The 15,268-nt window shown below is 64.3% G+C and carries 9 protein-coding genes; 4 read left to right on the top strand and 5 right to left on the bottom strand.

From position 1 onward, the window contains the following. Nucleotides 1–1,164, bottom strand: a complete 1,164-nt coding sequence (locus FM105_RS10545; RefSeq protein WP_087007982.1) for a pyridoxal-phosphate-dependent aminotransferase family protein — start codon at nt 1,162–1,164, stop codon at nt 1–3. Between the two features lie 342 nt (nt 1,165–1,506). Between FM105_RS10545 and FM105_RS10540 the strand changes: the two genes are divergently transcribed. The 4 genes from FM105_RS10540 to FM105_RS10525 all read left to right on the top strand — a co-directional run bounded on the left by FM105_RS10540 (nt 1,507) and on the right by FM105_RS10525 (nt 5,575). Next, nucleotides 1,507–2,877 (top strand): SLC13 family permease, encoded by a 1,371-nt coding sequence (locus FM105_RS10540; RefSeq protein WP_087007981.1) that lies wholly within the window; start codon nt 1,507–1,509, stop codon nt 2,875–2,877. A gap of 94 nt (nt 2,878–2,971) precedes the next feature. Then, nucleotides 2,972–3,730 (top strand): DUF429 domain-containing protein, encoded by a 759-nt coding sequence (locus tag FM105_RS10535; protein ID WP_087007979.1) that lies wholly within the window; start codon nt 2,972–2,974, stop codon nt 3,728–3,730. A gap of 118 nt (nt 3,731–3,848) precedes the next feature. After that, complete coding sequence (locus FM105_RS10530) at nt 3,849–4,316, top strand: MarR family winged helix-turn-helix transcriptional regulator (RefSeq protein WP_087007977.1); 468 nt, start codon at nt 3,849–3,851, stop codon at nt 4,314–4,316. Further along, a complete protein-coding gene (locus FM105_RS10525) occupies nt 4,313–5,575 on the top strand; it encodes an MFS transporter (protein ID WP_087007975.1) in 1,263 nt (420 codons plus the stop codon). The genes FM105_RS10530 and FM105_RS10525 overlap by 4 nt, the downstream gene beginning before the upstream one ends. A 2-nt stretch (nt 5,576–5,577) precedes the next feature. Here FM105_RS10525 and FM105_RS10520 read toward each other — a convergent pair whose 3' ends face one another. The 4 genes from FM105_RS10520 to FM105_RS10505 form a co-directional block, all read right to left on the bottom strand. Next, nucleotides 5,578–7,671 carry a HelD family protein gene (locus tag FM105_RS10520; protein WP_179207158.1) on the bottom strand — a complete coding sequence of 698 codons (2,094 nt, stop codon included), beginning with the start codon at nt 7,669–7,671 and terminating at the stop codon, nt 5,578–5,580. 387 nt (nt 7,672–8,058) lie between these two features. Beyond that, the gene (locus FM105_RS10515) at nt 8,059–11,277 is read right to left on the bottom strand and encodes a DEAD/DEAH box helicase (RefSeq protein ID WP_087007971.1); all 3,219 of its coding nucleotides are present in this window, start codon (nt 11,275–11,277) and stop codon (nt 8,059–8,061) included. Then, nucleotides 11,274–13,112, bottom strand: coding sequence for a phospholipase D family protein (locus tag FM105_RS10510; protein WP_087007969.1), 1,839 nt, complete (start codon nt 13,110–13,112; stop codon nt 11,274–11,276). The genes FM105_RS10515 and FM105_RS10510 overlap by 4 nt, the downstream gene beginning before the upstream one ends. Next, nucleotides 13,112–14,356: a DUF6361 family protein gene (locus tag FM105_RS10505; protein ID WP_087007967.1), complete on the bottom strand. Its 1,245-nt coding sequence runs from the start codon at nt 14,354–14,356 to the stop codon at nt 13,112–13,114. The genes FM105_RS10510 and FM105_RS10505 overlap by 1 nt, the downstream gene beginning before the upstream one ends. Between the last annotated feature and the right edge of the window lie 912 nt (nt 14,357–15,268).

Raw genomic sequence — 15,268 nt, 5'->3', positions numbered from 1 at the left:
TCACTTGTCCTTGAGGACGTCGAGGGCCGCCTCGAGGCCGCCCTGCTTGATCGGGACGCCGGCCAGCTGGAGGCCCATCTGGACACCGGCGAGGGTGCCGGCGAGCGTGAGGTCGCTCAGGTCACCCAGGTGGCCGATGCGGAAGACCGTGCCCTTGAGGTTGGACAGGCCGGCGCCCAGCGACATGTTGAACTTGTCGAGGATGATCTTCCGCAGCTCGTCCGCGTCATGGCCCTCCGGCATGATGACGGCGGTGAGGACGGGCGAGTGCTCGTCCTCGTTGGTGCAGAGCACCTCGAGGCCCCAGGCCTCGACCGCGGCGCGGGTGGCCTTGGCGAAGCGCTGGTGGCGGGCGAAGACGTTGTCCATGCCCTCCTCGTTCAGCATCCGCAGGGCTTCCTTGAGCCCGTAGAGCAGGTTGGTGTTCGGTGTGTACGGCGTCTGGCCGTTCTTCCCGGAGGCGAGCATCTCCGTCCAGTCCCAGAAGGACTTGGGCAGCGTGGAGTGCTTGTGGGCGTCGAGCGCCTTCTGGCTGACGGCGTTGAAGGAGATGCCGGGCGGGAGCATGAGGCCCTTCTGCGACCCGGACACGGTGACGTCGACCTTCCACTCGTCGTGGCGGTAGTCGACGGAGCCCAGCGAGGAGATCGTGTCGACCATGAAGAGTGCCGGATGGCCGGATTCGTCGATCGCGCGGCGGATCTCCGGGATGCGGCTCGTGACGCCGGTCGAGGTCTCGTTGTGGACGACGCAGATGGCCTTGAAGCGGTGGTCGGTGTCCGCGGCGAGCACCTCGCGGACCTTGTCCGGGTCTGCGCCCGTGCGCCAGTCACCGGGGATGACCGTGGGCTTCAGCCCCCACTTCTCCGCCAGTCCGGTCCAGAGGGTGGAGAAGTGTCCGGTCTCGAAGAAGAGGACCTCATCGCCTGCGTTCAGCGTATTGACCAGCGCGGCTTCCCACGCGCCGGTGCCCGTCGCCGGGTAGATGACGACCTGGTTGGCAGTGCCGAAGATGTCGCCCATGCCGGCGAGGACGTGGGAGAAGAGCTCCTGGAACTCCGGTCCGCGGTGATCGATCGTGGGATAGGAGATCGCACGCAGCACAGAATCCGGAACATTGCTGGGGCCGGGGATCTGCAGGAAGTGCCGTCCGCTGTGAGTCATGGTCGTGTCCCTTTCGTGCGCTCGCGGGCGCGGAAAGACGTGGGGTAAGAGATGAACCGGAAAAGAATCTTCACTGATTCCACGATGCGATATCAAGGTTTCAAGTTCTCATCACGTTACCACGCAGAAGTGGCGCACGGCACACGCTATCCGCAGTCCGGACAGCGCTCGAATTCCGCGAGAACTCGCGGAACAGATGTCCCGAAACTCGGCGAAGATCGCCACGCGAGACCCACTTGACGTGACCTGCCTCACCGATGCAAGATTTCACGATGAGCAATACGTGATTTCAATGGGTGAAATCAACCCCGTTCTTCTTCCCACATCGCATCGGAGCGAATTGTGTCTCTAGAAGTCTTATCCATACTCGTCCTAGTGGCGTTGTTCGTCGTCGCCACCTTCACGTCCGTCCATATGGGCGCCCTGGCGCTCATGGCGACGTTCCTGTTCGGCACCTTCGTGCTGGGCGAGGACGTCGACACTCTCTTATCCGGCTTCCCTGCCGACCTCTTCCTCATCCTCGTAGGCGTCACCTACCTCTTCGCCTTGGCGAAGGACAACGGAACCGTGGACTGGATGGTCCATGCGATGGTCAAGGCGGTGGGCGGCAGAGTCGCGCTCATCCCCTGGGTGTTCTTCATCGTCACCGCAATCCTCACCGGCTTCGGTGCCGTCGTGCCCGCCGCGATCGCGATCATCGCCCCGATGAGCATGGGCTTCGCCCGGCGCTACGGCATCAAGCCCCTGCTCATGGGCCTCATGGTCATCAACGGCGGCACCGCCGGCGGGTTCTCCCCCCTGAGCATCTTCGGCACGATCACCAACCAGGTCGTCGAGCGCAACGACCTGCCCGGCAGCCCCGTGCTGCTGTTCCTCATGTCGTTCCTCTTCAACGTCATCCTGGGCCTGATCTGCTTCTACCTGTTCGGCGGACGCGATCTGCTGGGCAAGCGCGACCGCGGACACGGCCTGGAGGATTCCAGTGCCGGCGGGTCCACCACCCGTGGAGCGAAGATGCCCGACGCGCCCCGCGATGATCCGGAGCGCCGTGCGGCCCGTCGATCCGTGCAGACCACGATGGTCAAGGATGAAGACGCGGACGAACAGGTCACCACCCTGGACCGCAACCGCATCATCACGCTCATCGGCCTCATCGTGCTGGCCGTCATGGTCGTCCCGCCGCTCAACCAGGACGTGGGCTTCACCGCGATCTGCATCGCCGTGATCATCTCGCTGTTCTCCCCCAAGGTGAGCAAGGGCGCGGTCAGCAAGGTCGCCTGGCCGACCGTGCTGCTCATCTGCGGCATCGTCACCTACGTGGGACTGCTGCAGCGACTCGGCACCATCGACTGGCTCGGAGATCAGGTCGCAGGCATGGGCGCGCCGCTGTTCGCCGCTCTCATCATCTGCTTCATCGGCGCGGTCGTCTCCGCGTTCGCGTCGACCACCGGCATCCTGGGTGCACTCATCCCGCTGGCCGTGCCGTTCCTGATGACCGGCAGCGTGAGCGAGATCGGGCTCATCATCGCCCTGGCGATCTCGTCCTCCGTCGTGGACTCCAGCCCGTTCTCCACGTCCGGTGCTCTGGTCGTGGCGAACTCGCCCGAGCAGGAACGCGACAAGGTGTTCAAGCAGCTCATGCGATGGGGCTTCTCCATGGTCCTCATCGCACCGATCGTCACGTGGCTGATCTTCGTCGTCCCCGGATGGTGATGATGGACGGTGTCATGTGAGTGACCGACGAAGCGCCCGGCTGAGGACTCTCAGCCGGGCGCTTTGCTGCCTGTCAGCGGATACGCTCGCATACATGTTCACCGTCGGCGTCGACCTCGCGGCAGAGCCGAAGAAGACGGCGCTGGCCACCATTTCGTGGCACGCAGGCGGTGCCTCACTCGACCACCTCCAGGTGGACGTGGACGATGAGACAGTCATCGACCGCTCCCGAGGCGCCGGTTCCGTCGGCATCGACTGTGCCTTCGGCTGGCCGATCGAGTTCGTAGAGTTCCTCACCGCCCATGCCGCAGGGCAACTGCCAGAACGCGACGAGTCGGGACTCGACTGGCGTAGGCGACTCGCTTACCGGCACACTGACCGGTTCGTCCGTGAGCTCACCGGCCAGCGTCCGCTGAGCGTCGCGACGGACCGGCTCGGCCTCACCGCTATGCGGTGCGCCGAACTAATCGACGTGTTCGCCCGCGATGATGAGCCGGTGGACCGCTCCGGTGCCGGCCGAGTCGTGGAGGTGTACCCGGCCGTGGCTCTACGGCAGTGGGAGGTCGTAGTACGCGGCTACAAGACGACTGCAGCACTCCGTCGCCGCGCGCTCGAGAAACTCACCGCACGCGCTCCCTGGTTCGACGTCAGCGACGAACACATGCGACTCATAGAACGATCCGATGATGCGTTCGACGCTTCGGTCTCAGCCCTCATCGCGCGGGCGCACTACCTGGGACTCACGCACGCGCCGCCGCCAGAGGCACGTTCAGCAGCCCGGGTCGAAGGGTGGATCGCAGTCCCGTCGACGTCATTGGACGATCTGCTTCTCAGCGGTGCTGGTGACTCCTGACCATGTTGCGAATCGTCTTCTAAGAGGTCCTATACGCGTCGTATGCCGAGCTGAACGAGACAGCGCGAGCATTGTGTAGCACCTGGCTGCAATATATGCATGTGCTACACATATAGATATGGACACCAAGGATCTGCATTCGCTTGACGACGCGATACACAGCTTTCGGATCGCGACTCAGCGCCCGTCGTATCACAGGTGGATCCTGGACGGCCTGGGCTTTGACGGCGGAATCGCTTCGGTGCGAGTGCTCCGTGCGGTCGCGCGATTGACAACCGACGACGGCGGCCCGTCGATCGGGCAGGTGGCCGCGGAACTCGGCGTGAAGCACTCGACTGCGAGCCGGTTGATAGACAACACGGTCAAGGGATCCCTGCTCGTGAAGTCAGTGTGCGGTGATGACAAACGCCACACGCGGCTAAGCCTCAGTGCGCAAGGTGACGCGGTCCTCGAGCAGGCGACCGTCCGCCGACGACAAGTCATCGCAGAAGCCACCGTTGACTGGGACGATCACGATGTCACGAAACTCGCCGAGCTGCTGCACCGGCTGAGCTTCAGCATCGACGAGCGGTTCGTCCAGGCATGAGAGGCGTCCCAGAGAACTCCGCTGCAGGGGACCAGACTCCTCCGCGCGGTGCGGTGCGCCTGACCCTCGATAGGCAGTTCGGAGCGCTCTTCTGGGGCAAGCTGATCAGCGGGGTGGGAATCTGGATCCACAGCATCGTGGCTGCAGTCGTGGTCTATGCGGCCACTGGATCGGCGCTGTGGGTCGGTCTTGTCTCCGTCGTCCAGTTCGCACCGCAGATCTTCCTCACACCACTCAGCGGCACCTGGGCCGATCGCGGCAACATCGGTCGACAGATCGTCCTGGGACGAGTGCTCTGCTTTCTGGGATCGGGGTCGTTGGCAGCCTTCTGCTTTGTCCGCGGTGACCTCGAAGGTCAGCTCGACGCCGTCATTGTGCTCGCGGCGACTCTGATCACCGGGCTCGGGTTCGTGGTGGGAGGGCCAGCACAGCAGTCGATCATCCCCTTGCTCATTCGCCGCGACGAGTTCCCGACAGCGATGGCGTTGAACTCCCTCCCTATGACCCTCGCCCGGGTGGCTGGTCCTGCCGGAGGGACCTTCGTTGCCGCCCAGTACAGCCCGGCCCTCGCGTTCGCACTCGCGGGGTTGGCCCATGCGCTGTTCGTCGTGATGACTATGCTTGCTGCGTTACCTGCTGGAACGGAGCAAGCAGCCGGCACCGACTTCCGGGTCCGTGCTGCGCTGAGCTATGTACGCCGTGATCGCACAATGCTCCTCCTGCTGATCGTGGTGGCTGCAGTCGGATTCGGATCCGAACCCTCGATCACCCTCGCCCCGGTCATCGCCGACGAGCTCGGCGGCGGGACTCACGTGGTCGGTCAGCTCACCGGCGCGTTCGGCCTCGGGGCCGTCGTCGGATTCTTCGCGTACCGACTCCTCAGCTGGCCGGCGCGGCAACCACGAGTCCTCCAGGTTGGCCTTGCCGCTATGATCCTCGGCACGACTCTTGTAGCACTGGCACCCACTCCGGTGACAGCGATGTGCGCATTCGCTGTCGCAGGTGTCGGGTTCATGATTGCCAACACCGCGGCGATGAACCTGGTTCAGCTGCGTGTCCCCCAGGTGATGCGTGGACGAGTGATGGCGCTGTGGATGGTCGGCTTCGTCGGTTCCCGACCGCTGGCCTCGATCCTCGAAGGGATCCTTGCGGATGCGGTGTCCCTGGAAGCCGCACTTCTCGTGACTGCAGGCGTCATCCTCACGGTGTTCATCGCCTTTCGCCCGAAGCGCCTGGACTTCACTGCGGACGGCCCCTGAGGTCAAGACCCGTCGCGCTTCATGAGCATCTCCTGCATCATCTCGACTACGCGTGGAACGAGTTCGGGGTGCACCTGCGACTCGATCGCCTCGAGGTGGAGCTCCGCGGTCATCGCCACGAACTCGTCGGTCAACGAGGCGTGACGACGCGGCGAAGGACCCTTCGCCGACACGACCTCGACCGGCACGGCCGGTGCGTGGACGGGCACGGCCGGAGCGGGGATGTCGAGGTGCGGCTGCAGTGCAGCCGGCATTCGACCGTCCACCATGACGAGGTCCAGCCGGGACGTCGTGCGAGTCAGCGCAATGTAGAGAAGTCGTGCACCCGCGTCACCTTCGTAGATCTGCTGAGGGTCGACGATGACGACTGCATCGAACTCCAGGCCTTTCGCCGCTTCGGGCGTGACCACGTTGACGCCGTCGCCGAGCTCGCCGTCGCGTGCGAAGACGAACGAGACGTCAGCCTCCGTGAGTGCTGGTCCGATCGCAGCATGCAGAGACAGTGGCGCGATGATGCCGATCATGAGTCCATCGGCGACATGAGGCTCAACCGTCTTCAGAACTGCATCCGCCACGTCGCTGCGCTCGGCCCGCGTCACTCTCGGGACGTAGCCCGCATCGCGCATCGACTGCGGGACATCGAGATCGGGCGCGACCTCATCCTGCAGCGAATTCGCAAGCACCTGAGCTTCGCGAGGCACTCGGTACACGTACCTGAGAGTCTTCCGCGTCACCGCCTCCGCACTCCACAGCTGACCGGGCGGTCGTCGGGTGAGAAGGTCCATGACGGATTTCCACGAATCGCGGCGGTTGGCGCCCGTTGACTGAGCAACGTCACCGGCGAGCGTCAACGCCCCGTTGCGCGAACTGCGCTTGATCGCCTGCAGCTGCATACCCGCAAGGTCCTGAGCTTCGTCGACGATGATGTGGCCGTATCTGCGGATCTTCGCGGGATCGAGCTGCGCCTGGACCTCGTGGAGTAGGAACGCGTCGGAATCGGTCCAGCCCTCCTCGGAGATCGATGGAGCGGACGCCCGGTAGAGGAGGTTGGTCTCCTCGTCGGAGAGGATCCCCTCGCTCGCAGCTGCGAGCTGGCGCTTCGATGAGAAGAGGTCACGGAGGAACTGCTGTGGGGACAGCGCCGGCCACACGCGGTCGACCTGGCTGTTGAACGATTGGGCGTCGAACGACTGCTCGAACGTACTCCTCCTCGGAAGCGGGTACCGATCGACCAGCTCCTGCCGCAGCTTCTCCGCAAGTGCCGTACGGCCCGCGAGGTACGGCATGTGGCTGTATCGCTTCGCCGCGGCATTCACCGCAGGTGCAGGGAGAACCGCAACTTCCCGTGTCGCAGGCATCCGCACTGTGAGCTCGTCTCCGGACAGGCCGACCCTGTTCTGGAGCCCACGGTGCAGGACTGCGACCATTCTTGCGTCGGCCTTCAGTACTCCGACACTCGAATACTCGTGGCGCGGCTTCCGCACGAATCGTTGTCCCAGTTCGGAGATCGCGATCTGCCTGATGCCCTCGTCACCGAGGGCCGGCAGGACATTGCGGATATAGGCCGTCAGGGTCGAGTTGGGCGTGACGACCAGGACGTCATCCGCATCCTGAGCACCCGCCTGGTTGTACAGCAGCCACGACAGACGGTGCAGGGCGACCGCCGTCTTGCCCGTTCCGGGGCCGCCCTGGATGAGCAGGATGTCGTCGGGATCGTGTGACAGGATCCTGTACTGGTCCGCCTGGATCGTCGCGACGATGTCGTGCATCGACGAGTCGCGATGCGCGTCCATGGCAGCGAGCACAGCATCGTCGAGGGCGAATCCTGACCCGTCGGCGTCAGTCTGATCCTCGACCGGAGGTTCGCCTCCACCCTCATGCGCAGACGTTCGGAAGTGGCTGTCAGAGTACGACCTGATCGTGTTCTTGGCTGTCGTGAATGACCTCTTCGACCGGAGGCCCTGGCTGTCACCGGGCATCGCCGCGAGGAACTTCCCGCCGATCGGTGTCTTCCAGTTGACGACGAGCGGGGTCTTCTCCTCGTCCAGGATCGTCGTCTTGCCGATGTAGTACCGACGACCGGTTGCGTCTTCCATCCACCCGACTGACGCCGGGTCGTTGGGTCCCAGCCGTGCTTCACCCGACAGTGTCGCGCTCTTCGCGCGGTGGTCCGCTGGTGTGGCTGACGGGGTAGCGCGTACCTTCTGCGTCGCGAGAGCTGCTTGCCGATGCGTCTCATACGCATGATCGACATATGCCTGCTCTTCGGCGAGGTCCGGCAAGGGTGCAGACTGCGACTTCTTGACCGCTGTCGTGCGGACCGTCGCACTCTTCGAGTCACGCGCGATACTCATATGCTGTCCGATCTTCTCTTCCGTCCCCGCAGATCGTGAGGACCGATCCATCAGTTCTACATCCGTAACACTGCCATTCGGTACGGACACAGACCTTCGAGGGCACACGCCCTCCCCGTCATACGGCATCTACATCCCACGGAACTCGGGCGGCGACAGGTCGATCTTCAAGTGCTCCGCGTGCGGACCCAGATAGCGGATGAGCTCCTCCTGTCGAGGCTGACCCATCACATAGCGGTAGGCACCGACCGTTCGCACAAGTGACGAGTACCGCCGGCTCTCCATACTCAGCGGCATCGCCGGCACGTAGCGCTCGATCGCGGCGTCACCGGTCCTGACCCAGTACGGGTCCAGGAGCGAATCGCCTGCGGGACGGTCGGCCTCGGCGGAGTCGAACATCCTCCGCCACGGATCACCCACCTCCCCCACCGCAGCGGGACCGTACTCATCGGCGATGTTCCTCCGCACAGCGTGGCCCTTGAACCGGTGGACGCGGCCCTCGCGTTGTTCGAGGTCGACGGGGTTGGATGGAAGGTTCCAGTGCACGACCGCGTGGCTGTACGTGTGGAAGTCCAAGCCTTCCTGCCCCACGGACGTACTCGCGAGGACGAACGGCCAGAACGGGGAGTTGAAACCTTCCCGCACCGTCGCCTCGCGCTCGGAGGCCTCGTCACTCGTCGCAGCACGGCCGAACCGGGCTGCGATGTGGGACTTGAGGTGGTGCACGTCCACCTGGGCCTTCCCACGTGCGACGTCGAAGTGGTGGACGGCGTTCTGTGCCGTGCGAATCGATGCAGAACCATGGATGCGCTCTGCGAGCGTCCCGGCCTGCACCGCGGGCGACGCGGTCTCCAGGCCAGCATCCATGAGCATGTGGCAGTACTCGTCGAGCACTGCCTGGAGATTGCCGTCGAAGCAGTAGCGGAGCACCTGTCGCCAGTACGAATCCGCATCTGCCCCGGCATCGTCTGTCGCACCGCGGACGATGGACACGACCGTCGGCCGGTTGAAGAGATTCCGCAGACCGATCGCCGCATGGAGCGCGTGCGCTCGGACCTCGGCGTCGTAGAGCGCACCCGGATCGTCTGCGGATCGGGTGAGCGCGCGCAGAGCGCAGACCCCGGGGCTCGCGGCCGCGATGACCGTCAGAACCAGAGCGAGATCCTCCGGTGGAGGACCGAGCACCTCCTCCAGCTCGTCGATGTCCTTCTTAGCCCATCGTGCGTGGTCCGCAAGACGCGAGCCCTCATGGCGATCAGACCAGGCCCTCATCGGAAGATCGGCGACCCACCCCTCATCCTCCGCGACGAGACGGTCGAGGAGCATCGGTGCCAGCCCATACCAGCGACGGCGGGAACCGTCGCCGCCACGCTGTGGTTCTACGCCCGCTCGCGCGAGCATCTCTTCGATGCGTTGATGCACGTGCCCTCCGTACATCTCAGGATCCAGCGGCAACGATTCGCCCGTCTCCTGCGCGACCCTCAGAGGGTCTCCCGCCCGGGCAAGCGTCGCAGAGGGGTAGATCACGGACAGGTTGGGGAGGTTTCTCGGGGAATCGCGCTCCGAGTCCCATCCGAACGCCAACGGTGTCGCTGGCGAGCCGCTCCCGTACGTCTTCTCCCGCGCAGCTGCGGAAGGGTCGGACCGGACGGCACGCCGCTCCATGTCGTAGCTCACAAGCGAGGCGATCGTCTTGGGCACGACGTTCCACGCGGAGAAGATCAGCTTCTTCGTGAAGCGGCGGGCGCCGTCGCTCGCGTAGACGCCTGCGGGTTCGAGGTACGGCAGGGACGGGCTGATCCAGACCAGCCGCCATGCGTCTTGCGATACCAAGTCGTCGATGAGTGCTCGGAGTTTGGCGTTGGCAGGGTCGACTTCCCCGTATGCGCGGATCGTCGGCCATGGCAGCAGCGCGTCTCGATGCACCCGGAGCTTCTGGACCAGACCCCTGTCTCCGCGCTCCAGACGGTCGAGCAGCTTCTCCTGCAGCTTGTAGCCCCACGAATCCATCATGTTGTGTGTATAGGGCCCTGCACGCCAGAACTCGAAGGGACTTCCCACGCCCAGTTCCTGTCCGATGTCGTCGAGCGCTCGCCAACCCCTCACGTCGGAGGGATCGAGTCTGAGAGTTCCGAGCTCTTTGGTCGTCAGCATCCCGTTCCGGTCCGCTGTGGCCGCCAACCGCTCAGTGCGGGACATTACTGAACGCAGTGCGTCCTCCGCCTGCTCGCGGGCGGCGTCGGCACCGGCGACACTGTCGGGTGTCCCCGTCATGATCCCGCGGCGCATCGTGCTCAGCCATCGGGTGATCTGCTGGGCGGGCTGCCTCCCGGCGAGGAATGCGATCGTGCTCGTGAAGTCGCGATAATGGTCTTCGCCGTCGACGTCGTCGGACAGCGTGTACATCTTGTACGGCGTAGCCGACAGCACCAGAGTCTTCGCACCGTCTGTGCTGATGACCTGCTGAGCGAGCTTCTGCGCGTCGGTAAGAGTGATCGTGCTGTCATCAGCGAAGAGGTCTTTGAATCGCTGGAACTCATCGAGGATCACGAGGTCCGGTCTCAGCAGATCGATGGACGCGTGGGCCATGGCGATCCGCATCTGGGAGATGAGCATCTTCCGCAGTGCTACCGCCTCGTCGTCCGGCACCGAGCCCTCAGCCCATGCCCGCTGGTTCTGCAGCAGCTCCGCGAGGAGCCCCTCACCTCCGGGACCAGACTGCGCGAGCAGGTGATCCCGGAACTGCCGAACGAGGCCTTCGGGCAGATCGCGCTCTTTCTCGAACTCGGCCACTCTCGCGGCGAAGCGCTCTTCCGAAGCCCCCACCGCCAGATAGCTGATCCACGACGGATCCGTGAAGTCATCGGCGGGGAACGCCTGTGTGAGCATCCGCTTGAGGAGCGCCCGCTCTTCCAACTTCCCCGTCGCACGGCCCAGCTCCAGCGACGTTCCGGGGGTGAAGGCGATGACCTGCACGCGCCTGCCTTCGACCTCGCGCAGGGACAGTGGAAGAAGCGTGAGGCGGTCGGCATTGGACTGGACGACACCGTCGGTCAGCTGCGCGAGGCGGGCGAGGTTCTGCCGCGCGATCTGGTGGTTCGAGCAGATGTAGACGATCGTGATTGGTCGGCCGGCGTCCTCAGCGCTCCCCCACAGGTGATCGATCGCCTTCGCCGCGACGCCTTTGGCCACGAGCGTCTTCCCCAGTCCGACCTCGTCCGCGACGAGGAAGCGGTCGACGGTGTCACCGTCGCCCCAGAGCCGCGCAAAGACGTGCTCGACGGTCGCCAGCTGAAAGGGTTTCAGTCCGCTGAGGATCTGCCCGAGGTCGGGACGTTCGTCTGTCATGGCGCACCTTTCGGGCGGACTGTTGCGAGGACGACGTCCCACATGTCGAGGAACTCTTGCGGAAGGCGCTCTTCCGCACCGGGCATGGCACGCAGTTCGTCGATCTGACCTGCAACCGTCGCCAGCTGCTTCGGATCCCTCGTCGCGTGCATGAGGGGTTCGAAGAGGACGATGGGAGGAAGCCCCGCACCTGGCGGCTCGCCGCTCGCCGCGGTCAGGGAGGCGTCTGCTGAACCGTCCCCCTGAGCGTCTGCGGCGAGGACTGCATCGTTCGGATCAAGACCCAGGAGCATCGCGAGATAGAGCAGGACGCTTCGAGGACTGGAGAGGATCGCTGCTAGAGCAGCACGACGCCGATCGATCGGGTCTCCTGAGAGCGCGCAGGTGAGGATACAGCGCCGCGTCACCGCAGCCCCGTCGACGTCTTCGGTCGTCTCCACAGCGAGGAACCTCGTGACGTTCACCGGTGCGACTGTCCAGACTCCCTCGCTCTCCATTCCTCGCGCCGTGGCCGCCACGGACTGCAGCCAGACGGTGGTGTTCGCAGTGAGTGCGTCGTCCGGCACGTCGAGGTCCAACCTGACCGAGACCGTGTTGTCGTCGAGAATCGTCACATCGAGGACGGGCTGTCGGCGCGCCAGCTCACGGTGGAAGTGCTCGATACGGTAACGCACGGCACGTTCGGTGTCCGTCTCCGGCTCCTCATGCTCTGGTGTGAATGGCTCGGTGATGGATCGGAGACCGATGGGGGCGCCCCCTCCACCCAGGACTGCGTCGACTCCGGTCGTCGCCGTCGGTCCCCGGAGGATCACGTCGAACTCGACATTCCGAGTCCATGCTGACTGCGTGATGTTCGCGCTGCCGGTCACGGTGATGGATTCTCCGTCCGCGCCGTCCAGAACGACGGTCTTCGCGTGCAGACCGGTCTCCATAAGTACTGGAGACGTTCCATCGCTGTCCATCTCTGCGTCGTCGTCGGTCCCTTCCGCCGCGGCGTGGAGAACTCGGGTGTCCCATGCGCGCAGTGCATGCCCACCGAGCGCATTCATCGAGTCCGCCCGTGAGATGAGTGTCGCGTCCTCCGCACTCGATCGGACTGCGTCCAGCTGACCCGCCGCGAGGAACGGGCTGATGACGAGCGCCTTCTCCGCACTCTGGGGAAAGGGCCACTCAGCTTCCCCGAGCCCCATCGGCAGCAAGGAGCCATCTGTATACGGAGCGGGCAAGGCGAACCTGGCGGTCGCAAGCGAATCCGCGAGGCCTTCCACCCGCCGGGCTCGTTCCCCGCCGTTCTCATCCGTGGGCCGGGTCGCCAGATCGGGGAGCCTCCGGACGAAGTCGGCGGCGGGTCGCCCCTCGATCGGTCCGTCCGCAGATTCGTCGAGGACCAGGATCGTGTCCCAGGACGAGTCCTGCGTGAGGTTTCGGCTCGTGATGATGAGGCGGTGGTGCGGCGGGAGGTCATCGGCACCGTAGCGAACCGCCCACACCTTGGGGTGGAACGATCCCGTCCGCTCCGGTGGCTCCACTTCGACGATGCTGTCTTCGAGGAACGTCAGGATGCGGCTGTGGGACGCAGGGAGATGTATGCCACCGGACTGGACGAACACGGTTGTGAGGTCGATATACCTCTGGACGGCATCCAACACTCCGACGGTGTCTCCCTCGGATCCCTGAGGAAGAACGTCGCCGTGGGACATCGCGAACGACATCGGTGCGACGAGAACGGACTCGACGGTGAGTGAGTACGTGGTCGCGACCGCGCACTCGATATCGAAGCCGACCGGTGGCCGCAGTGCGTCGGTGAGGAGCAGCTGGTCGTCGGGGCCGAGCATCAGGAGGCGGCCTCCGCGTCGTAGAGGTCCTGCAGATGGTCGCGGACGATGCCCCAGCGGAACGTGTTGCGGCCGGTGCCGGCGGCACCGGTCCATGCGTCCAGCGCCTGGCGGTTGCTCGGGTTGAGCCGCGCCCGAGGCCCCTTCTTCTCCTGCTCCCGGTTCGCCACTCGCGTCGCGAGACTCTGACTGTGAATGAGGTCTTCGGCCGAGGTCGAGTCCGCGACGGACGCGCACCAACCCTCGACGAAGGTCCTTGTCGACGGGGACAGCGCGCGCCCTGTCGACGTGACCATCATCCAGATTCGGCGGAGGTCTTCGCTGTCCGGCACCCCGACGGATCTGGCCTCGTCGAACCATTCGCGTATCCACGCCTCATAGTGCTCGCCGTACGTGCTCCCATCGTCACGCTCGCGGTGTGTCCGGCGGGCCAGGACGAGGTTGTAGAGCAGGTTCGCCCCGTGGGTGGCGACGGAGTATCTGTACGCGCGATCGACCTCGCTGTGGAGCTCGGGCGGCAGATCGCGCATGACCTCTGGGGAGGCGAACGACTCTGGGGCCGAGTCCCGATCGGTCCATCCGTCCGGCTGGTTCTGCACCAGATGCGCCAGCAACGAATCAGGGGCGCTGTAGGTGATCGACTCACGCAGGAACCGCGCGTCCTCTGGCCGCAGAGTGAAGTCCGTCGACGTGAGCAGGTCAGGAGGAGCAGACGGCAGTCCTTCGTGGAGACCGGTCGGAGTCAGCTCCCACACGGCTTCGGGGTCGTCCGTCCGAGGCTGTGTGCGCGCTTGCATCCGGCGCAGGAGGACCCGCTCGAAGTACTGGCGCAGGGTGAATCCTCGCGAGATCACACCCCAGGAGGAGAGCATCCCCCAGTACACGACGGAAGCGGTCCGCTTGAGGTCGGCGCCTGCGACTCTGCCGATTACCCCTGTGACTTCGCGGCCCTCCAGTAATGCCGTGGTCAGCTGGAATTCGCTGCGCGCGAATGCCGCTGACATCTCAGTGACGCTCGACCGACGATCGGCGGCCAGCTGCATGAGCCACGGGACGAAGAGGGCGTAGCGGATGCGGGTGTGCAATGTGGACGTGCCGGGGAAGAGGGCGTCTGCGAACGCATCGCGTATGCCACCGAGGCCCAGGTCGTCGATGGTCGTCGAGTCCCGGAACTGATCGACGAGCTCCGTCATCCGCCGACGCTGCTCCGCGTCCGTGGCCACCCATCCGAAAACCGAGGTCATGGAACCATCCTCGCTGATGAGAACTTCTCTCTTCATCCAGACGCGCGGAGACCGCATATTTTCGCTTGCACCGCCTGAAAGGTTCGAGGGCGGTCGCTGAGTCAGTAGTGTATGCGACACTCACAAACATAGAAGAAAAGGATGGTCACGTTGCGAATCGAAGACAGCAACCCTGAAGCGCATGCGAAGCTACTACAGCTGAAGTCATCGTTGGCCGGAAACACCCCAAAACGCGGCAAGAGAGCGACCGTGCCAGCCCCCGCCCCCAGGAACAAGCCACAACCAATATCCCACACCCGACCTGCGGAAACTCGCCGTACCTCCGCAAAAGAAAATCCGAAGAAGTTCCGCATTGCGCACGCGAAGCTAGACCCAGCGCAAAAGACTTTCGCGACTCAGATAACAAATCGAGTCAGACCGCGTCTTGGAAAGATGAACCCCGTCTTGCTCGAAAAGGCGATTGTACGGACTCTCATCAAAGGCGACCCTCTACCAGAAGATGCTAAACGCTTCTTTGACGCCGTTGAGCAGGATCTCCAACCGAGATTGGGCCCGACTCGCGCTTCTACAGCACGTCGACGTGCCGAACAAGTGCACCGCGAATGGACAGCGACCGAGAGGACCCAGCCATCCAACCCAATGCCACTGCGAAAGACAGCTCCCAGCAAACCCATCATTCACGTACCGCAGTCTCGCCGTAGAACCGCAAGCAAGCAGTCCACCCCGGCTGAGATCCACGGCGCGCTTCAAGCAACGGACGCCAGCATCGACTTCGCCACCGTCCTCGATGCGCTTGAAGATCTCTTCAGGAAGTTGGCAACTATACGCCAAGAACGCGCCTCAGCGGTTTTTCTGCAAGCGATAGACAACCGCTTCGCTCTGGTCGTGCCAGACGATACACGAACTCACGCG

This window comes from Brevibacterium yomogidense, assembly GCF_900163715.1.
GTDB classification, from domain to species: Bacteria; Actinomycetota; Actinomycetes; order Actinomycetales; family Brevibacteriaceae; genus Brevibacterium; species Brevibacterium yomogidense_A.
The sequence above is the reverse complement of the archived record's forward strand: the minus strand, read 5'-3'. Positions and strand labels throughout refer to the sequence as shown.

Coding starts and splice junctions, on each gene's coding strand:
- FM105_RS10535 (WP_087007979.1), top strand. CDS start 2,972: ATGTTCACCGTCGGCGTCGACCTCGCGGCAGAGCCGAAGAAGACGGCG.
- FM105_RS10525 (WP_087007975.1), top strand. CDS start 4,313: ATGAGAGGCGTCCCAGAGAACTCCGCTGCAGGGGACCAGACTCCTCCG.
- FM105_RS10520 (WP_179207158.1), bottom strand. CDS start 7,671: ATGGAAGACGCAACCGGTCGTCGGTACTACATCGGCAAGACGACGATC.
- FM105_RS10515 (WP_087007971.1), bottom strand. CDS start 11,277: ATGACAGACGAACGTCCCGACCTCGGGCAGATCCTCAGCGGACTGAAA.
- FM105_RS10545 (WP_087007982.1), bottom strand. CDS start 1,164: ATGACTCACAGCGGACGGCACTTCCTGCAGATCCCCGGCCCCAGCAAT.
- FM105_RS10530 (WP_087007977.1), top strand. CDS start 3,849: ATGGACACCAAGGATCTGCATTCGCTTGACGACGCGATACACAGCTTT.
- FM105_RS10505 (WP_087007967.1), bottom strand. CDS start 14,356: ATGACCTCGGTTTTCGGATGGGTGGCCACGGACGCGGAGCAGCGTCGG.
- FM105_RS10510 (WP_087007969.1), bottom strand. CDS start 13,112: ATGCTCGGCCCCGACGACCAGCTGCTCCTCACCGACGCACTGCGGCCA.